The sequence below is a fragment of the Peptoniphilus phoceensis genome (assembly GCF_001517665.2).
Lineage (GTDB): Bacteria > Bacillota > Clostridia > Tissierellales > Peptoniphilaceae > Peptoniphilus_A > Peptoniphilus_A timonensis.
The window spans coordinates 23,788-43,365 of the sequence record NZ_LN999807.1; the positions used below are offsets into that span (position 1 = coordinate 23,788).

Sequence of the window (19,578 nt, forward strand, 5' to 3'; positions counted from 1 at the left end):
AGCTGGTGTATCTACTGTCCAGTTTCCTTGATCGTCTGCTTTTGTTTCTTTCACTGTTCCGTCTGGAAGTGTTACTTTTACTGTTGCACCTGGTGTTGCTGTTCCTGATACTGTTGTATCTCCAGCTTTTGGTTCAGTTACTTTTGGTGTAGCGGTCTTTTCTGCTGGTGTTTCAGCTTCTGCTACTGTTACAGTTGCTTTTACTTCATCTGTTGTTCCATCTGGATAAGTTACAACTACAGGGATTTCTACATCTTGTCCAGCTTTATCTTCTGCTGGCGTATATTTGATTTCGCCTGTTTCAGGATTAATTTCTGCACCTGCTGGAGCATCTTTGCCTAGAGCAAATTTTGTTCCTTCTGGTTTTGTTGTATCTTTTCCATCTTTATCTTTAAAGTTTGGTGCTGTTATTGTTGTTGGTTTTCCTACTTCAGCATCTGCACCTGTGTATTCTGGTTCAAATTGTGCAGATTGTCCATCTTTAATTGATAGTGGAACTTTGTCGACATGTCCTTTTTTGATTAGGACTTCGTCGCCTTTTTCGTTTAATTTATAAATATCATAAGTTACTTCTACGTTTGGATCTTCTTCTGTAGCGTCAACTTTTGCTGTTGGTGTTCCTGTGATTTTATCTCCTGTAATAGTTAAACCGTCGATTGCTTTTCCATCGATAAATTTAGCACTTACATTTTTAAATACATATCCATCAACTTCTGATGGTTTAACAGTTTCAGTATATTGACTATTTACATTACCATCTTTTAATGGTGAATCTGTTACTAAAGCAACATATTGAGAAATTCCTTCTGCTGGTTCTCCTGAGTCTTCATCAGGTACTGTTGTTTTCACAGTTACAGTATATTTACCTGGTGTTGTTGCTTTACCAGAAATAGTACCATTATTTAGATCAATTGTAAGTCCTTCTGGAAGACCTTCAGCTGAATAAGTTGCACCTTTCATTGATTCATCGTTAGCACCAGGATTTGGGATACTAACTTCATCATGTGCAGAAACTACTAGTTTACTAATCTTTACAGTAAATGAATCTTGTGCCAACAATTGACCGTTGTTTCCTTTAGCATCAACTCTATATAGTTTAGCTGTGAAAGTTTTAGTTTCTGTTACATCACTTGTATCTAATGTTGCTTCTGGGAAATCTCCTGTTGATGAAGGTTTTGCTGCATTTTCAGTTTTAACTACATTTCCTTTTGCATCATACCATACAATTCTAAAGGAATCGGACGTATGACTATAAGGAAGACCCTTAGTTTCTGTCTTAGCTTCATCACCTGGTGTTGCATAGTTATTGCCAGTATCATAGTTTGTAATATTAAACTTAATTTCTGCTGGTGCAAAAACGAAGTCCGCTCTTGTAGAGTTAGCTGCTAGTACTGTGGATACACCAAAGGCTGCTTGAGCCCAACCACCGTGGATACCCCAAGCGTTGTTAGAGCCTGTGTACCAGTTGTTATTCCAAGGAGTCATAACTCTTAGCTTGTCTGTGCCTTCTGTCGAAATGAACAACCAATCTGAGTTAATGTGTTTTTCATTATGGTTGAGTGCACCTGTTAAGAATGATCCTTCTTCAGGACTATTTGCTACAGTCCCAAGTCTGTTTACTTCTTCTTCTGTCCATTTGTGTGCATCTCCAGCGTAGTATTTACCTGCTACTCTGTTATATTCAGCAACATTTACGCCGTTTCTTTCAGGTCCCCAAGTACCATTGAATTGGATTTTGTAGTCGCCTTCTGCGTTTGTAACAGCGCTTACGGTTTCTGCTATCCATTTATCTGGGTCTTTTTCCACTTGTTCTTTTATCCAATCTTGTAATTGCTTTTCAAGATTAAAAGTCCATCCTGAACCACGAATTTTACTTGGAGATGATACTCCTAACATATTAGCTGTATCAGCACTAAAAATTTGTTTTAAGGCATAGTCAGACAAATAAGAAGCTCTTACTTTTACTTCTGGAGCTGGTGACGTATGAGTAGCTACAATACCCCATTGGATACCGCCTGCAGATTCATAGTCCCAAGAAACCTTACCACGTACTGCACCTTGACCTGGATCTGTTTTAAATATTTGAGCAGGTGTCTCTTTATCTTGTTTATGCATTAAGTCTTCTTTTGGAATTTCCATAAGAAGGACTTTCATATCAGTTAAAGTATTGTCCCCTAAACTATAATTTGCTCCAGCTACTCCTCTATCTGTAAATTCAACAGATTCTCCTGTGGAATATTGAAGTTGATAGCCTTCTGGGATTGTAGATTCATCTACCCAAAACTTATATGATTCATTTCCTGCTGATACTGTTGTATCTGCGTCAAATTTAACTAATTTTCCATCTTCACCAATATATGATTTTATCTTCATATGGAATTGACCAGTTGCATCAGATGTTGCAGCGTATACAGGTGATACTCTGTTGCCTTTCTTTTCATACCATTGGAAGTAAACTTTAACCCCTTCCTTTGGTATAAATTGACCCTTGCCTGCTTTAGCCAAGTTTTTGTTTACATCATCGCCTACTTGTACACCTACATAACCGTGCACTGCATTTTTTGCATCTGAAGCTGTGTCTGTGTCTTCTGGCGGTGCAGCGTCTCTTACAGCTACTGGTGCTTTATCTGGTGATAATGCTAATCTAGGTTCGCTGGCAGCTGCAGCAGTAGTTAAAGCGTTTTGTGCTTGTTCAGGATTTGCAAATACATTGTATGGAACCATACTAGCAAGCATAACCCCTGATAGGGCATAGGCTGCAACCCTATTGGTGTTGAACTTTTTCTTTTTATTGTCCATTTATTTCTCCTTTTATTTTTAAATAAGTTACATCTTTCTTACATATTTATAAGTTTTTTTAATCAATGATGTCTAATTTTTTTTATTTTTATTAATTAGATTTTTATATCATCTCCAATTTTTATCATAATTCATTAAGTTTATATTAAATATACTTTTACTGATGGAAAGGGTTCTTTATAGAACTGTTTTCCTTATGATTTGTTGTTCATTATATCAAAAAACCTTTAATTTTTCCATGTTTCTTTAGTAAAAAGCATTTATTTTCAATGTGTTTCGATGAAAATTGTAAATAATTAAATACAATTTTGTTTTAAGTTAATATTTTCCTCTTTATTGGCTATATTAAATGAATACTAGTTTTCTGCCTTTATTTACACTTTTTCATAGCAATAAAGGAATTTATTTTTTAATATTTTTATATTTTTTATGATAGATATTTTCTATAATTTTACATTTGTATTACAATGCACGTCGTTTTTTCTTTTATTCTTTTTATCTTAATTTTTTCTAATTTTTTTGGAAGATTGTAAAAAAATATCCCAAGCTTTTTAGAGCCTGGGATATCTCATAAAATTTTTATTTTTCTAATTTTCCCTTGTAATCTAGGATTCCACCATCTAGGTTTGTGACGTCATATCCTCTTTCTTCAAGATATGCTGCCACGTTATAGGATCTCACTCCACTTCTGCAAAGGACATAAATTTCTCTGTCCTTTGGGATTTCTTTTAGCCTATCTGGTATCTCGTCCATTGGAATGTGAATTGCTCCTTTAAGAGTACCAGTTTCTTCTAGTTCGTAATCTTCTCTCACGTCAATTATTGTGGGTTCAACTATTCTATCTATTTCATTTACGTTTATTTCTCTCATGTCTACCTCTTTTGATAAATCTTTTTATTAAAAAAGACCCATAAGGGTCCTTTTAAATTTATTTTACTGCGATTGCTTCGATTTCTAGTAGTCCAGCTTTTGGTAGTTTTGCAACTTCTACGCAAGATCTTGCTGGTTTGTGGTCTGTGAAATATTCTGCATAAACTTCGTTTACTGCTACAAAGTCATTTATATCGTCAAGGAATATGTTAACTTTTACAACTTTATCCATGCTTGAGCCAGCTTCTTCTAGGATTGCCTTAATGTTGTCAAGGCTTCTTGCTGTTGCTTTTTTTATATCATCAGAGATTAGTTCTCCAGTTTCTGGAACTAGTGGAAGTTGTCCTGATGTGAATATAAATCCGTTAACTTCTGTTGCTTGTGAATATGGACCAACTGCTGCTGGTGCTTTTTCTGTGTGTAATGTTTTTACCATAATTATTCCTCCTCAGTGTTTTTGTTTTCTTCCCACAATCTTTCTAGATTGTAGTATTCTCTTTCGTCTTTGTGAAATACGTGGACTATTATGTCGCCAAAGTCCAAGATTATCCACCTGCTTGAGTTTTTGCCTTCTAGGTTTTGTGGTCCTTCGCCTTTTTCAGATAATTTTTCGTCGATTTCTCTTGCTAAGGCGTCAACTTGTGTTGATGAATTACCACTAACTACTACAAAGTAGTCTGCTATTGATGTCATTCCTTGAATATCAAGAACCTTGATGTCAATTCCTTTTTTTGCTTCACATGATTCGATTATAATGTCTAGTTTTTCTTGAGTTGTCATTTTACCTCCTATTTTAGTTTTTCTTATTTAAAATTGTATTCCAATAGCATTACTTTTATTTTATTTTCGTTTGGAATGAAATATGATACTCCACCAATGTATTTTGGTGTACCTGGTAGGGTATTTGTGTTTATGTCCTCGCTTGTTATGTTACGCATTTTTGCTGCGATTTTCACGAGTTTTTTTACTGGTATGTTGTTCTCGCTATAATTTATATATGAACCAAGTAGAAGTGGTGCTTTTACTAGAGTTTTAGGATCTTTCATCTTGGAAAGTATTGCTGACATAAATTGTTGTTGTGCCTTAACTCTGCCAAGGTCGGCATCCTTGTAACCCTTTCTGAATCTCAAAAATCCAATTGCATCATAACCTTTTAATGTTTGTCTACCTTGTTTGATGTCAATTGTAAGTGGTGGATCAGCAGTAGGATCTTCGTATTTCATATCAATTGGCACATCCACTTCAACTCCACCAATTTTATCTACCACATCTTCTACAAATCTATAGTCTACTGTTACATAATATTTTATGTCTGTGCCTAAGAGATTGTTCACTGTGTCAAGGGTAAGTTCGCTGCCTCCATATTTAAAGGAATGGTTGATTTTTGTTTTTTTATATCCCTTTATATTTGTGTAAGTATCTCTTGGGATAGATATTATATTTACTTTTCCTGTTTTGCCATCTACGTTTACCACCATTATAGTATCAGATCTTGCGTTGTTGGCATTTTTTGCATCAAGAGAGTCAACTCCAAGCATTAAAAATTGTAGGTCTTCGCCTTCTTGATAGCTTTTGTTCTCATCTTCATCTCCCAAGAAATAAAAGTAACCTGCAAAAGCTGCAAGAGCCAAGATAATTATGACGAGAATTGTTGTGAAAAAAGATTTAAAAAAAGTTTTCAAGAGTTCAACTCCTTATAAAAATTTCTAGCAGTAACAGTGCTTGGCACTATATAGGTATCGTGTGTTACTAAAAATTTTAAAGTATTATTTAAGGCAAAATACATTGCCTCATCTAGGTCTTTTTTTGCAAGTTCTCTTGCTTCTTCTACTCCATCAAAGTTTCTCATAGGTTCAATATAATCTGCCAAGAATATTATTTTTTCAAGATCAGACATATTTACTCTTCCTGTTGTGTGATATGTTATGGCATTTAAAATGTCTTCATCATCTATACCATAAAATTTCTTTGCAAAAACTGCACCAAGATAAGAATGGATAATTTGTGGAGCTCTCTGCATCTCTTTTGTTATGAGAAGATTATTCTCTTTTGCAGCTTTTAACAAATTCTTTTTATCTCTTATTTTTGCACAATCATGTAAAAATCCTGCGATTTCTGCTTTTTCTTGATCAACCCCGTGGATTTTTGCAAGTTCAATAGCAACTTTCTTTACTCTTTGTGTGTGAAGAAATCTTTTTTCTCCAATTCTATCTTTAATTTCTTTTTCAAATTTTTTTAAATCAGAGCTCATTTTTGTAAAACTCGCTTTCTTCTATATAGTTAAGAACTTTTTTTGGAATTAGGTATCTAAGGGACTTTCCTTTTTTTATTCTATCTCTCAAATCAGTTGATGAAATTTCATAGAGAGGAGTTTCTACTAAAATAATTTTTGTCCCAAAATTTTCTTTTAAATATTTTATTTCTCTATTTATTTTTTCGTCATCGAGATAGCCTGGTCTTTTGGCAACTACAAATTCTATTTCACTAGATAGGTCTTTTATTTTTTTCCAAGTTTTAAGTTGGAAAAGTGAATCCATGCCTATGATGAAATATAATTTTTCTTCTCTGTAGATTTCTTTTAGTTCTCTAATTGTGTCCACTGTGTAGGATAATTTTACTCTTGTAGTTTCTATATCAGATATGTCAAAATCAGGGTTCGGTAAAATGGCAGTTTTTACCATCTCATATCTGTCTTTGGCAGAAACTTCGATTTCCTTGTGGGGAGGGTTTCCCGTTGGTATAAAAATTACCTTGTCTAGGCCCATTTCTTCTTTTATATATTCACAAATCATGAGATGTCCATAGTGGATTGGATTAAAGGATCCTCCAAAAATTCCGTACTTTTTCATTATAATTCTATTTTTTTATTTTCTTTAGATTCTCTATAAATTGTAAGTTTCTTGCCAATTTTTTGGACAAATTCTGCTCCTGTTTTTTCTAGTATTTCGTCAACAATTTCGTCAACTTCTACTGGTGCATTTTGCAAAACTTTTATTTTTACAATTTCGTGATCTTCTAAAAGTTTATCTATTTGACTTAAAAAGCCTTCGTTTATCCCATCTTTTCCCAATTGTATAAGTGGGTCCATATTGTGGGCAAGGCTCTTTAGGTATGATCTTTCTTTACCTGTTAACATTCTATCACCTTTATTTATTCAAAAAATTCAAATTCGTATCCACCAATAAATACTGAGCAGCCATCATCTGCCCCAAGTTCTTCAAGTTTTTCTACAACTTTATTTTTTCTAAGGTTTTCTTGGAAATATTTAAGTGAATCGTAATCGTCAAAGTTAGTTGAGCGAAGGAGTTTGTCAATATAAGGTCCTTCAACAAAGTATTCTTCTTGTTCCTTAAATACTCTTATACCTTCTTCTCTCTTAACTTCTTCTACGTGTTCTTCATCATAAGTTTCGTAATCTGTATAATCTACTTCTTGTAAACTATTATAAGTTAGCTTCATTAGCTTATCAACATTTTCTGTTGTGGCACATGATCCTGCTATTATTTCGTATTTATCGCCAAGTTCTTCTCTTAATTTTTTAAGATTTTCTTCTGCACCTGGCATATCAGTTTTATTTGCAAAGATTATTTGCTTTTTTTGTCCCAGTTTTTCATTGTATCTCACAAGTTCTTCGTTAATCTTGTAAAAGTCTTCTACTGGATCTCTCGATTCTGAACCTGAAACATCTAGTACGTGGATTAAAATTCCAGTTCTTTCAACGTGCTTTAAGAATTCGTCACCAAGACCAATCCCCTCTGAAGCTCCTTCAATTAGTCCAGGTATATCTGCAATTACAAAGGATTCTCCTTCATCAATTTTTACAACCCCAAGATTTGGAGAAAGTGTTGTGAAGTGATAATTTGCAATCTTTGGTCTCGCAGATGTAACTATGGAAAGAAGTGTTGACTTACCTACGTTTGGAAAACCAACTAGTCCAACATCGGCAAGAAGTTTTAGTTCTAAGATAATTTCTCTCTCTTCTCCCTTGTTACCTGCTTGGGCAAAAGCTGGAGCTTGTCTTGTTGATGTTTTAAATCTTGCATTGCCCATGCCGCCACGTCCACCCTTGCAGACAGTGACAGACATATTGTTTTCTTTTAAGTCGTATATAACTCCATTAGTATTGGCATCCCTAATTAGGGTTCCCACAGGTACTTTTAGGATGATATCTTCTCCATTTTTCCCAAATTTTAATTTATTCATGCCGTTTTGTCCATTTTCGGCCTTGTATTCTCTTTTATATCTAAAGTCCATCAAAGTGTGAAGTCCAGAGTCTGTCATTACAATTACATTGCCACCTCTGCCTCCGTCGCCACCAGCTGGTCCTCCTGCTGGTTCAAATTTTTCTCTTCTCCAAGCGACAGCGCCATCTCCACCTTTTCCGGCCTTCAATTTTATTTTAGCTATATCTATAAACATTTTTACCTCGCATTTTCTAAAATTATATCATAGAAAGAACATAGAATTGTAGTGAAAACTTGAACCTTATGTCAAATATGTAAAATCTTTGTGAAAATTAGATTTTACAAAATAAAAACAAAAAAATAAAAAGCAAGGTCTCCCTTGCTTTATCTTTTATGCTAATTCAACTTTTTCTTCTTCTTGGTAAACATTAGCGAATTTCTTTCCGCCTTTGCCCTTAGTTGTGAATCTTAAAATTCCATCAGCTGTTGCAAATAAAGTGTCATCTGACCCTTTCCTTACATTTTCACCTGGATGGATTTTTGTTCCTCTTTGTCTAACGATGATGTTACCAGCTAGAACAAATTGTCCGTCTCCTCTTTTAACTCCAAGTCTTTTTGAGTTTGAGTCACGACCGTTCTTAGAAGAACCTGCTCCCTTTTTTGAAGAAAAAAGCAATAAATCAAATTTAATCATTTTGCACCTCCACCTTCTTTAGTGTCAAATATTCTGGGTAAGCTTCCTTTATAAGCTCTATTCCCCTTATCATAAATTCAAAACAAGTTTGAATATCATTTCTTTTAAAAATATCACTTTTTAAAATTTCTATTTTTAACAATCCGTCGCCCTGTGTGTCATCTATATCACTCTCACTAACTTTAAGTTTATCAATAAGTGTAAAATAAAAAGTTTGTGTAAGAGTAGAAATACTGGAGCAGACAAGTGTATCAAATTCGCCCTCAGCATGGCCACAAGACTTAAATCCACAGTAATAATTTCCCTTTTTGTAAAGGTCAATACTAGTCATTAGTTAATTCCTGAAATTTCAACTAAAGTGTATGGTTGACGGTGTCCGTTTTTCTTTCTTTCGTTTTTCTTAGCTTTGTATTTGTAAACGACAACTTTTTTTGCCTTATCTTGAGCTAGTACTTTAGCTTCAACCTTAGCTCCTTCAACGTATGGAGTTCCGATTTTAGCATCATCACCAGATACAAATAAAACCTTATCAAAAGTTACTTTGTCGCCTTCTTTTACATCTAATTTTTCAACTCTAATTTTGTCACCAGCTTCAACAGTATATTGTTTTCCGCCTGTTTCAATAATTGCGTACATTGTAGCACCTCCTCATTACAAGACTCGCCATCATAGGCATCAAGGATTTAAAACCTATTCTGTGCGGTTACATCAATGAATTTTATCACAAATAAGCCTCTTTGTAAATAAAATTTCATAATTTTTACAATTATAATTTCCAAAATTTTTATTCTTATTTTTATCTTTCATGAGAGTATGGATTTTGAAAATTTTATAAAATTAGCAGGTCCTCAAACAAGACCTGCTGTGATTTTATCTTTATTTTGTAAGACTTTCAAGATTTAAGTTATTTTTTATTCAGTAATTGTCTTATTTTTTATTTCTTCTTTAAGTGATTCGATAAATTCATCTACATCAACATCTTGGATTTCTTCTCCGCTTCTCTTTCTAACAGAAAGTTTGCCAGAAGTTTCTTCTTTTTCTCCAATTACTAGCATGTAGTTAATCTTCTTAACTTGTGCTTCTCTAATCTTGTAACCAACTTTTTCTGTACGTCCATCAAGGTGAACTCTAAGTCCTTCTTCGTGAAGTTTATCTGCAATTTTTTGTGCATAATCTTTAAATTTGTCAGATACAGGTATAACTTCAACTTGTACTGGAGATAACCATAGTGGGAATTTACCTGCAAAGTGTTCGATTAGGATACCCATAAATCTTTCAACTGATCCAAGTAGGGCTCTGTGAAGCATAACTGGTCTTTTCTTTTCTCCATCTTCATCAACATAAGTTAAGTCAAAGTTTTCTGGAAGTTGGAAGTCAAGTTGGATTGTACCACATTGCCAAGTTCTTCCAATGGCATCTTCTAGGTGGAAGTCAATCTTTGGACCATAGAAAGCTCCGTCGCCTTCGTTAATTGTGTATGGTAAGTTCTTTTCTTCAAGAGCTTCTTTTAGTGATTTTTCAGCTAAATTCCAAGCTTCAAGATCTCCCATGTAGTCGTCTGGTCTTGTTGAAAGTTCAATTGAATATTTAAATCCAAAAGTTGAATATAAATAATCTGCAAGATCAATCATCTTAAATACTTCGTCTTTTACTTGTGAGAACAAGCAATAAACGTGGGCATCGTCTTGTGTAAATGTTCTTACTCTAAATAGTCCGTGTAGGGCACCTGAAAGTTCGTGTCTGTGAACAACACCGTATTCTGCAAGTCTTACTGGTAAATCTCTATAAGAGTGATTATTTGAATTGTAAACTAAAATTGATCCTGGACAGTTCATTGGTTTAACAGCGTAATCGCCATCATCAATTTTTGTGAAGTACATATTGTCCTTGTAGTGATCCCAGTGACCTGATCTGTGCCATAGGGCTTCATTTAGGATAATTGGAGTTAAAATTTCTCCGTAACCATTTTCTTCAAGAACTCCTCTCCACCAGTTAAGAAGAGTATTTCTTAAAACCATTCCATTTGGATGGAAGAATGGGAATCCTGGTCCTTCTTCGTGCATACTAAATAGGTCAAGTTCTTTTCCAAGTTTTCTGTGGTCTCTCTTTTCTGCTTCTTCACGTCTTTCAATATATTCATCTAATTGTTTTTGTTTTTCAAAGGCAATACCATAAATTCTTTGAAGCATCTTGTTGTTAGAATCGCCTCTCCAATAAGCACCAGCTATTGAAAGAAGTTTTATTGCCTTAACTTTTTTAGTTGAAAGAAGATGTGGTCCCTTGCAAAGGTCAACAAAGTCGCCAATCTTATACATTGTGATTTTTTTATCTTCTGGAAGGTCATTTATTAGTTCAATTTTATAATCTTGATTCTTTTCTTTGAAGTGGGCAAGTGCTTCTTCTCTTGATACTTCAATTTTTTCTACTGGAAGATCTTTTTTGGCAATTTCTTTCATTTTATCTTCAATTGCCTTTAAATCTTCTTCTACAAATCTGTGTTCAAGGTCAAGGTCGTAGTAGAATCCTGTTTCAGTTGAAGGTCCAATAGCAAATTTTGTTTCTGGATAAAGCTCTTGAATGGCATAAGCCATAATGTGAGATGCAGTGTGCCATAAAATTCTTTTTCCTTCATTGTCTTCAAATTTTACAACTTTAAAGTCGCTATCTTCATAAACTTCATCATCAAGTCCTAAGATTTCTCCATTTACTACTGCTCCAAGAGAATCTCTTAGTAGTCCTTGTGATATATCTCCTGTAATTTTTGATACCTTAACTCCACTTTCGTATTCCTTTTGTGATCCGTCTGGGTATTTAATAATCATTTATATCCTCCTAAAAATTAATAATAAAAAAAGTCACCATCCCAAAGGACGATGACCGTGGTTCCACCTTAATTAAACTCTAGGGATTTAACGCATCCTTACGCCATAGTTTGCTATGGGACTCCAAGTTAGTTTTCAAAAATATAAAATTGGAAATTTTCAGCTGCCATTTCCTCTCTTAGAATTTCATATAATTTACTCTTCTTATCAAAGTCTCTTTTAAAATTGTTTCTATAATATCATAAAGTTTTTATATCTTCAAGAATATTTTGAAAGAATTTATCATTTCTCTCGCCCCTATATATTACCCAGGAAAAATTATTTAAAACAAGATTTTTATTTTTTTTGATATAATTAAAGAAGAAAAAATTATTTGGAGGCAAGTATGAAAAATAAGTTAAAATATATTCTAATTTTAATAATAATTATAGGATCAATACCAATTCTTCCCGTCCTTGAAGAAAATTTATATGGTTTTTTTGCATTTTTAAATTTTCATGGACTAAGTTCTCTTGCCTTGCCAATTTTGATTTCACTGCCCTTCATTTACAAAAACAAAAACTTATATTTTCTCTATATTTTACTTATTCCAATTATCTACAACAACTTTTTTATAATTTATTTTTTCAAAGTAGTTGACTATTCTTTCACTTCTATAATATTTTTTGTACTTGGCCTGGTCTTGTCCCTTTACTTATTAAAGGGACAAGAAAAAAACTCCCTAAGAGGAGTTAAAATTATTTTATATAATAATCCTTTGAGGAGATGTAAAAGTAAAATGGACTACAAAACTCAAATTAAAATGTTCAAACACCTAATTCCTATTGGCGAGAGAGATTCAAAAGACCTTATAGATTATCTCAAAAATAAATTTGATATTGTTGAAATTGATTTTTCAGAATTACCTTCTTACAAGAGAGATATGCTTAGAGAAAGTGCAAAGTATTTCGTGGGAAATGATAAGCTAAATGTTGAGATAAAGGACATGTCCTTTCGCTACTTTAAAATTATAGAAAATGAAAAAAGTATAGAGTATGTGGATCCTCGTGAAGCAGAATATGGTAATTTTCTTTTTTTTATACTTGAAGAAAAGACTAAATATATGTCTACAAATAGTGGTAGACTTCTAACAGAGATGACTTATATTTCTGGGGTTTCTAAAGAATCTTACCTTGAAGAAGATTATGTATTTAAAGATTTGCTTTCTAAGTTAATGTTTGACTATATTTATGACAATAAATTTTTATATAAAAAAATTCTTAACAAAAAAATAAATAGATAGTATATGTTTATAAATAAAAGATGGTCCTAGTAGGATGGAACTAATCCTTCTACATACCATCTTTTATGATTGTCAATTTTACAAAGACCCTCAAATAAAATAAATAGAACCAAAATCTTCTATTGTATCATCTGACAAAATTTCAATTTCATAATCATAATTACTTATTATTTTTAAGATTTCTTCATAGGATGAATGATGAGAAAAATCTCCTGTGAAGAATATTTTTTTGCCCAAGACTCCACTTGCCCCACCAATAAAACCATAATTAAAGTTTTGAAGTCTAATCTCCCCATGATTTATTTTATAAATTGGAATAAAATCCCTTAGGCTTTCATAAATTCCTGCGTCACTTGTAATGATAAAGTCCTCTGTAACAAGTGAGGAACACTTGCCATAGCCCTGCTTTATATTTATCAGTTCATAGCCGGAATTTTTGTAGTAATCTAAAAGAACTTCATCTGTGTGCTTAAAGTTGTGGATAAAGAAGTTTTTAAAAGCAAAGGCATTTAAGTGAATGTCCCCTGGGTACTTCTTTGACAGTTTTGATTGAGATGGAATAAGATTTTTATCAGGAAAAATATTTTTGTAATATTCTAAATTATCTCTATCGACTACAAGCTCTCCACTGGGAAGTGGGTGGACTAAAATATCTGGATGTGTGTCCAGTCCTTTCATTAAATTTTTATTTGATTTTGTTCTTACAATTTTTCCATAATCTTTTAATTTCTCCAAAGATTTTTCTGGAAAATTTTCTGCCACTAGTACATAGGTCATTTCATCATCTCGTAAATTATAATTGATGCTGCAACATTGGCATTTAGGGAATCAACCTTGGGAGAAATGGGAATATTTAAAAATTCTTTTGAATTCTTCATCAAAAATTCAGAAACTCCCTTTGCTTCATTTCCAATTACCACAATGTCTTTATCCTTAAATTCATAATCCCTTGTGGATCTTGAATTTTCCAGTGAAGTTGCTATGACATTAAAATCTAAATCTACCAAATCTTCCCTAGTCATAAAATAAATTGGCAATCTAAAAATTGATGACATGGAAGACCTCACAGTCTTAGGATTGTAAAGATCACATGAATTTGGAGAAATTATAAGCCCATCAAGTCCAAGGGCATCTGCAGATCTTATTATTCCTCCAAGATTTCCAGGTTCTCTTATATCATCAAGGTATAAATATTTGCCAGAACTTTTGTCAAAATCCCTGTGAATTTCTCTGTAATAGGCAATGATGCCAGGAGATGTCACTGCATCACAGAGATTTTTGAAAATTTTATCTGAAAAAATGTAAATATTTTCTTCATCTACATTTTTTCTTATATTTTCAAATTTATTTTCTTTAAAGGCAGATTCACTTAGGGCAAGGTATTCTATTTTAAAGTCTTTTGCTTCTTCAATAACTACAGGTTTTTCCACCATAAATAGCTTATTTTCTTGTCTGTGCTTTTTTTCCAAAAGTCCCTTTAAAAATTTATATGTATCATTATTTTTGCTTGTAATTATCATTTTTCTCCTCAACTTATTAAAGAAAAAAGCCCCTAAGGGCTCTTAACTTTTTAATAAAATTTAAACTTATAAAAATTTAGACTTGTCTTTTAAATATTCTTTTACATCAATCACTTCGCCATTGTCCATGATAATCTTGAAAGAATAATCATAAATGTAAGCTGCAGATATGCCAAGAAGTGATGCTGGAAGTGCCAAAATCATTCCAATAGCAGAAGTTGTAAGGGAAAGTGAAAGGACTGTTTCATTGTCTTTTTCTACTAAAAGTCTACTTGCATTTCCTTTTCTCCAAATTTCCTTAATTGCATCCACAATTTCATCAAGATAATTTATAACTTCATCCACATATTCTCTGCCATTTTTCTTCTTTTCACTTGATTCAGAAAACTCAGAATATTCTTGATCCTTTTCTTCTTCGCTGTCATAAACTTTTGTAGGATCAAATTTTGGATCGTACTTGCCTTCCTTGATATATTGTATTGCTACATCAACATCACCATCACTATCTAGTAGTGCCTTTCTCACAATTTCATAGGATGCTCCAGTTGTATTTATCACATAATCAATTTTTGTCATATTAATCATAATATCACCTCTAACTAGTAGATACCCAAAAGAAATTTTTTAAAATACTTTATTTTTCAACTTTTTCTGCATTTGTATTTGTATTTTGAGTACTTTCTTCTCCTTCAGCTTGTGGGACTTCATAGACTGCATCACTTTCTTGGTCAACTATAGAGAAGAAAGTTCTGCCTGGATAAAATTTAACTTCAGTTCCATCAGCATATTTTAAGATTGTCCTTCCATCTTCATTTTCTTTTTCCCAAGTTATAGGTGCAAGTTTTCCCTTTTGAAGAAGAAGACCTGAACCTGTTCCAATATTTGCAAGTTTTAAAGTTCCCTTAGGTCCTGCAACTACTCCCTTTTGGAATAAAACTACTAAATTGTCTGTTGTAAATTCTTCGCCAGTGGCTTCGTCAAGAACAGCTTCTCCTTGGCGAATGTACTTGTATTTTCCACTTGCATCGTCATAAGTAAAGTTAGTCTTGTAATTTTTGTTGAAATTTAGTGTGATTTCTTTTACATCTAAGCCTTCAATTTCTGCTATCTTGTCATAAAAATTAAGAGATGCTGTGTTGTCATTTACATCAACTCCCTTTTCCACTAGATAATTTTCTAATTCAGGTAGAGAGATGTAACCATTGTGAGGTGCACGCTTGCCAACATCCTTGTTTCTATGGAAGACAATACCTTCTAGGGCAATGCCGTCAAGGTCAACTACATTTCTACTTCTAACTTCAGCAAGTCCTGCTTCAGAGCCTCCCCAGTGGGCGTAAATTGCATTGTATTCCTTGGCAGTTTGCACAAAGTAAGGTCTTGCAGAACGAACTGGTCCCACGCCTTCAGGGAAGTTGCTTTGGAAAAGTGCCATATATCTTGTGAACTCGCCTTCAACTCTGTATTCATAAATTATGTCAGCTTTAGAAATTTGCGCTTGAGGTCTTGCATCGTCGTGATTATCAAGCATAACTGCAAAGATTTTTTTCTTGGCTTGTTCTTGGTCTTCTCTCTCTTCATGAGTAAGTGGTGTGTAATAAACTATTTTTTCTGGCTCCTTTACTTCAGGCTCTTTATTTTCATTTGCTGGAGTTTTTCCACAGGCAACAAGGCTTGTGGCAGCTAGTCCTATAAGTAAAAGTTTTTGTAATTTTTTCATTGGATTTCCTCTTTTCTTTATGTATTAGTTTTATTGTAGAATATAAATATAGATATGTAAATAAGATGTTTTCCACAAATTTTTATTGGTCAAATATTTTTTAGTGGTAAAATTAAGTTAGGTGATGAATTTATGTTTAAAACTATTATTATTCCTGTCTATTTAATCTTTTTAATAGGATATTTTTTAACTGAGTACACAAAAATTATTAAGAATGAAAAAACAAGAAAAAGAGTCAATATTATCTGTCACACAGTGGCTTGGCTAATACTCCTATACTATTTTGTTATAAGAAGGTTTTTATAAAATTTGCAAAAAAATAAGGACTAGGTCTCAAAGGCCTTAGTCCTTTTCTTATATTTTTTTTATAAATTTTAATTTTTTTCAGTAAATCTTTTTATGTCCTTGTCTGACCCCAAAACTGTTAAGATGTCCTCTTCTTTGATTTTAAAAGAAGCAAGAGGATTTACAAAATTTTCTCCACCTCTCTTGATCATTAAGACATTAAAATTATATTCTTCTCTAAGTTTTAAATCCTTTATTTCTTTTCCATGCATTTTTGGAATAGATTTAAAATCATAAATAGTATAGCCCTTAGAAATTTCATTGGCGTCTAGTAAATAATCATTGGATAAATTATTTGCAAGTCTATAACCCATATCTCTTTCTGGAAAAATAATTTTATCTGCCCCACACTTTAACAAAATTTTTCCAAACCTATAATTAGGTGCCTTGGCTATAACTTTTTCTATTCCAGCTTCCTTTGATGCAAGAACTGCCATTATTGCAGGTTCAAGACTTTCCCCAATGGCAATTACTGCAACATCAAAATTTTTTAGTGCAAGCTCTGTCATTGCCTTTTCATCTTCAAGGTCACATATAATTGCTTCAGTGACATTTTCTGAAATTGCATCAATTTTTTCTTCGTCATAATCTACAATTACAACATCATTTTTTAAATCATATAATCTTGTGGCAACAGTAGAACCAAATCTACCACAGCCAAATACAATAAATGTCTTCATAAATTACCCCACTATTATTTTTCCTTCAGAATATTTCGTGTGCTTCTTTCTGTGATTATCTAAAATTCCCACACCTAAAGTTGCTGCTCCCACTCTTCCAAGATACATAAGAATTATTAAAATCAATTTTGCCATAGGACTTAGATTTGAAGTTATACCTCTTGAGACACCAACAGTACCAAAAGCTGAAACTATCTCATAAAGTATATCTAGGTACAAAAATTTTCCACTTTCTATTATTGTAATCCAAAGAGATGCAAATACTACTATGGCAGAACCCAAAGAAAAAATACAAAGACTCTTTAAGAGTGCATCTCTTGATATAGTCTTGTGGAATATCTCTGTTTCATCATTTCCCCTAAGAACTGAAATTGTTGAGAATAACAAGATACCAAAGGTAGTAGTCTTTATTCCCCCTCCAGTTGATGCAGGTGATGCACCAATAAACATAAGAATTATTGTCACAATTACAGAACTTTCTTGCATCTTTCCTATGTCAATGGAATTAAAACCTGCCGTTCTAGCAGAAACTGACATAAAAAAGGAAGATAAAATTTTTCCCTTTAAAGTCAAGGATTCCATAGATCCACTATTGTTTTCTATTAAAAAATAGGCAAAAGTTCCTACTAAAAGAAGAATTGCTGAAATTGATATTACAACTTTTGAGTGAAGTGTCAAGTTTTTAAACTTTTTCTTTCTATAAATATCTATAAAAACTGTGAAGCCCAATCCACCAATTATAATTAAAAGTGCAATTACAAGATTTACTGTAATGTCATCTACATAATCCACAAGAGAATTTCCAATAATATCAAATCCTGCATTACAAAAGGCAGAAACTGCGTGGAAAAGAGAAAATAATATTCCCTTTTTTAGACCAAAGTCAGGAATAAATTTTGTTGCAAGTAAAATTGCCCCAACAAGTTCCACAGTCAAAGAAAATTTTATAATATAAATTACAAGTTTAACAATACCCTTGCTGGTGTCTGCACTTGTCTGTTCTTTTATTATTCTTCTTTCTGAAATCCCAATTCTTCTATTTAGGACCATGGCAATTAGTGATAAAAATACCATGGTACCCAAACCTCCAATTTGGATAAGTGTTATGATAATAATTTTCCCAAAAACTGTCCATTGTGTAGCTGTATTTGCGACTATTAGTCCAGTTACACATGAAGCTGAAGTAGATGTAAATAGGGCGTTTAAAAAACCTATACTATTTCCATCTGCACTAGCTATGGGAAGATTTAATAAAATTGCCCCTAAAAGTATTAGGGCAAAAAAAGATAAGCACACAAATAAGGGTGGATTCTTTTCTAATTTTCTAAACATAATTTCCTCATTAAATAAATTTATTCAAACTTATTCTACAAAAAAAGCTCCCTAGAGGGAGCAATTATTTATTGTTCTTTTGCAATTTCAACTAATTTAGCAAAACCAGCTGGATCATTAATTGCCATTTCAGAAAGCATCTTTCTGTTAATAGTGATGTTAGCTTTCTTTAGACCGTTAATGAATTTTGAATAGCTCATGCCATTAATTCTTGCAGCTGCATTAATTCTTGTAATCCAAAGTTTTCTAAAATCTCTTTTTCTTTGTTTTCTACCAATGTATGAATAGTTAAGAGATTTCATAACAGCTTGATTAGCAGTTCTAAATAATTTTGATTTTGCACCAAAATATCCCTTGGATTGTTTTAGAATATTCTTATGTCTTTTTTTAGCGTTAACGCCTCTTTTTACTCTAGCCATTTCTACCTCCTATTAAGGGATCATGTGATCAATTCTTCTTTGATCACCTTTAGAAACCGTACTGCTCTTTCTAAGTTTTCTTAGTCTTTTAGCAGATTTCTTACCTGTTAAATGTCCTGTGTAAGCGTAAAATCTCTTAAGCTTTCCAGTACCAGTTCTCTTAAACCTCTTTGCGGAAGCTCTGTGAGTTTTCATCTTTGCCATAAAAATCCTCCTTATTTTTCAGACTTATCGCTGTCTTTTCTTTCTGAAAGGAACATAACTAGACTTCTTCCTTCCATTTTAGGTTTTTTGTCCACAACTCCATACTCAGAAATTAAATCATAAAACTTGTCGAGAACTTCTCTACCAAGATCAGTATGACCCATCTCTCTACCTCTAAATCTAACTGAAACCTTAACTCTATCACCGTTTTTTAAGAAATCAATAGCTCTATTGGCTTTAGTATTTAAGTCATGATCTTCAATGTTTGGAGTAAATCTAAGTTCCTTAACATTGATTACCTTTTGCTTTTTCTTAGCTTCTTTTTCTTTTTTCTCTTGCTCGTATCTGTATTTACCATAGTCCATTATACGACATACGGGTGGTTTTGCGTTTGGCGCAACATTCACTAGATCCAGTTTCTTAGATATAGCCAAATCGATGGCTTGATTTTTAGACACAACTCCAAGTTGATTGCCTTCATCATCTACTAATCTGACTTCCTTTTCTCTTATCTCTTCATTGATTTGAAGTTCTTTAATTTCTAAGCACCTCCGTAAATTAAAAAAGCGAGCACCTAAAGATGCCCGCAAATTCATCATAATTCTAAAATAACCTAAATGACTGTGCCATTAGGTGAGAAGCGGACTTCTTCTTTAATAACAAGCATTATAATAACACAGCTTCTAAAGATTGTCAACTCTTCTAAAAAA

23 protein-coding genes and 2 other annotated features are annotated in these 19,578 nt (G+C 32.9%); of the genes, 1 reads left to right on the forward strand and 22 read right to left on the reverse strand.

Annotated elements, in window-relative coordinates:
* From BN3657_RS01035 to thrS, 13 genes are all read right to left on the reverse strand, one after another.
* Nucleotides 1-2,799, reverse strand: a 2,799-nt coding sequence (locus BN3657_RS01035; RefSeq protein ID WP_144020114.1) for a Rib/alpha-like domain-containing protein, incomplete at its 3' end; no start/stop codon positions are given.
* Between the two features lie 579 nt (nucleotides 2,800-3,378).
* Nucleotides 3,379-3,669 carry a rhodanese-like domain-containing protein gene (locus tag BN3657_RS01040; protein WP_062551406.1) on the reverse strand — a complete coding sequence of 97 codons (291 nt, stop codon included), beginning with the start codon at nucleotides 3,667-3,669 and terminating at the stop codon, nucleotides 3,379-3,381.
* Between the two features lie 58 nt (nucleotides 3,670-3,727).
* Nucleotides 3,728-4,105, reverse strand: a complete 378-nt coding sequence (locus BN3657_RS01045; RefSeq protein ID WP_062551407.1) for a RidA family protein — start codon at nucleotides 4,103-4,105, stop codon at nucleotides 3,728-3,730.
* 2 nt (nucleotides 4,106-4,107) lie between these two features.
* Nucleotides 4,108-4,449: a ribosome silencing factor gene (gene rsfS, locus BN3657_RS01050; protein ID WP_062551408.1), complete on the reverse strand. Its 342-nt coding sequence runs from the start codon at nucleotides 4,447-4,449 to the stop codon at nucleotides 4,108-4,110.
* 23 nt (nucleotides 4,450-4,472) lie between these two features.
* Nucleotides 4,473-5,351 (reverse strand): LCP family protein, encoded by an 879-nt coding sequence (locus BN3657_RS01055; protein WP_062551409.1) that lies wholly within the window; start codon nucleotides 5,349-5,351, stop codon nucleotides 4,473-4,475.
* A complete protein-coding gene (gene yqeK / locus BN3657_RS01060) occupies nucleotides 5,348-5,920 on the reverse strand; it encodes a bis(5'-nucleosyl)-tetraphosphatase (symmetrical) YqeK (protein ID WP_062551410.1) in 573 nt (190 codons plus the stop codon). Before yqeK ends, BN3657_RS01055 begins: the two co-directional genes overlap by 4 nt.
* A complete protein-coding gene (nadD, locus tag BN3657_RS01065) occupies nucleotides 5,910-6,518 on the reverse strand; it encodes a nicotinate-nucleotide adenylyltransferase (protein WP_062551411.1) in 609 nt (202 codons plus the stop codon). Before nadD ends, yqeK begins: the two co-directional genes overlap by 11 nt.
* Entirely contained in the window at nucleotides 6,518-6,805 is a 288-nt protein-coding gene (gene yhbY / locus BN3657_RS01070; RefSeq protein WP_019138548.1) for a ribosome assembly RNA-binding protein YhbY, read from the reverse strand. Before yhbY ends, nadD begins: the two co-directional genes overlap by 1 nt.
* Before the next feature lie 14 nt (nucleotides 6,806-6,819).
* On the reverse strand, nucleotides 6,820-8,088 hold the full coding sequence (obgE, locus tag BN3657_RS01075; protein WP_062551412.1) for a GTPase ObgE: 1,269 nt from the start codon (nucleotides 8,086-8,088) through the stop codon (nucleotides 6,820-6,822).
* A 156-nt stretch (nucleotides 8,089-8,244) separates the two neighbouring features.
* Nucleotides 8,245-8,547 (reverse strand): 50S ribosomal protein L27, encoded by a 303-nt coding sequence (gene rpmA / locus BN3657_RS01080; RefSeq protein WP_062551413.1) that lies wholly within the window; start codon nucleotides 8,545-8,547, stop codon nucleotides 8,245-8,247.
* Nucleotides 8,540-8,878: a ribosomal-processing cysteine protease Prp gene (locus BN3657_RS01085; protein WP_062551414.1), complete on the reverse strand. Its 339-nt coding sequence runs from the start codon at nucleotides 8,876-8,878 to the stop codon at nucleotides 8,540-8,542. Before BN3657_RS01085 ends, rpmA begins: the two co-directional genes overlap by 8 nt.
* Nucleotides 8,878-9,183, reverse strand: coding sequence for a 50S ribosomal protein L21 (rplU, locus tag BN3657_RS01090; RefSeq protein WP_019138552.1), 306 nt, complete (start codon nucleotides 9,181-9,183; stop codon nucleotides 8,878-8,880). Before rplU ends, BN3657_RS01085 begins: the two co-directional genes overlap by 1 nt.
* A gap of 10 nt (nucleotides 9,184-9,193) precedes the next feature.
* Nucleotides 9,194-9,262, reverse strand: a sequence feature (ribosomal protein L21 leader region).
* A gap of 196 nt (nucleotides 9,263-9,458) precedes the next feature.
* Nucleotides 9,459-11,369 carry a threonine--tRNA ligase gene (gene thrS, locus BN3657_RS01095; RefSeq protein ID WP_062551415.1) on the reverse strand — a complete coding sequence of 637 codons (1,911 nt, stop codon included), beginning with the start codon at nucleotides 11,367-11,369 and terminating at the stop codon, nucleotides 9,459-9,461.
* Between the two features lie 41 nt (nucleotides 11,370-11,410).
* Nucleotides 11,411-11,589: a binding site (T-box leader), on the reverse strand.
* Nucleotides 11,590-11,754: 165 nt separating this feature from the next.
* On the opposite strand from thrS, the gene BN3657_RS08535 reads away from it, so the two are divergent.
* Nucleotides 11,755-12,651 carry a hypothetical protein gene (locus BN3657_RS08535; RefSeq protein ID WP_187363606.1) on the forward strand — a complete coding sequence of 299 codons (897 nt, stop codon included), beginning with the start codon at nucleotides 11,755-11,757 and terminating at the stop codon, nucleotides 12,649-12,651.
* 90 nt (nucleotides 12,652-12,741) lie between these two features.
* Here the strand turns inward: BN3657_RS08535 and BN3657_RS01105 are convergent, their stop codons facing one another.
* The 9 genes from BN3657_RS01105 to infC all read right to left on the reverse strand — a co-directional run bounded on the left by BN3657_RS01105 (nucleotide 12,742) and on the right by infC (nucleotide 19,467).
* Complete coding sequence (locus tag BN3657_RS01105; protein ID WP_062551416.1) at nucleotides 12,742-13,428, reverse strand: DUF6873 family GME fold protein; 687 nt, start codon at nucleotides 13,426-13,428, stop codon at nucleotides 12,742-12,744.
* Nucleotides 13,425-14,171: a TrmH family RNA methyltransferase gene (locus BN3657_RS01110; protein ID WP_062551417.1), complete on the reverse strand. Its 747-nt coding sequence runs from the start codon at nucleotides 14,169-14,171 to the stop codon at nucleotides 13,425-13,427. The genes BN3657_RS01105 and BN3657_RS01110 overlap by 4 nt, the downstream gene beginning before the upstream one ends.
* A gap of 66 nt (nucleotides 14,172-14,237) precedes the next feature.
* Nucleotides 14,238-14,756 (reverse strand): DUF4342 domain-containing protein, encoded by a 519-nt coding sequence (locus BN3657_RS01115; protein WP_062551418.1) that lies wholly within the window; start codon nucleotides 14,754-14,756, stop codon nucleotides 14,238-14,240.
* A gap of 49 nt (nucleotides 14,757-14,805) precedes the next feature.
* Nucleotides 14,806-15,888 carry a DUF3048 domain-containing protein gene (locus BN3657_RS01120; protein ID WP_062551419.1) on the reverse strand — a complete coding sequence of 361 codons (1,083 nt, stop codon included), beginning with the start codon at nucleotides 15,886-15,888 and terminating at the stop codon, nucleotides 14,806-14,808.
* Between the two features lie 374 nt (nucleotides 15,889-16,262).
* On the reverse strand, nucleotides 16,263-16,913 hold the full coding sequence (locus BN3657_RS01125; RefSeq protein WP_062551420.1) for a potassium channel family protein: 651 nt from the start codon (nucleotides 16,911-16,913) through the stop codon (nucleotides 16,263-16,265).
* 3 nt (nucleotides 16,914-16,916) lie between these two features.
* Nucleotides 16,917-18,245 (reverse strand): TrkH family potassium uptake protein, encoded by a 1,329-nt coding sequence (locus BN3657_RS01130; protein ID WP_062551421.1) that lies wholly within the window; start codon nucleotides 18,243-18,245, stop codon nucleotides 16,917-16,919.
* Between the two features lie 68 nt (nucleotides 18,246-18,313).
* On the reverse strand, nucleotides 18,314-18,664 hold the full coding sequence (gene rplT / locus BN3657_RS01135; protein ID WP_019138561.1) for a 50S ribosomal protein L20: 351 nt from the start codon (nucleotides 18,662-18,664) through the stop codon (nucleotides 18,314-18,316).
* A 12-nt stretch (nucleotides 18,665-18,676) separates the two neighbouring features.
* Nucleotides 18,677-18,868 (reverse strand): 50S ribosomal protein L35, encoded by a 192-nt coding sequence (rpmI, locus tag BN3657_RS01140; RefSeq protein ID WP_019138562.1) that lies wholly within the window; start codon nucleotides 18,866-18,868, stop codon nucleotides 18,677-18,679.
* Between the two features lie 11 nt (nucleotides 18,869-18,879).
* The gene (gene infC / locus BN3657_RS01145) at nucleotides 18,880-19,467 is read right to left on the reverse strand and encodes a translation initiation factor IF-3 (protein WP_230204167.1); all 588 of its coding nucleotides are present in this window, start codon (nucleotides 19,465-19,467) and stop codon (nucleotides 18,880-18,882) included.
* Nucleotides 19,468-19,578: the final 111 nt, after the last annotated feature.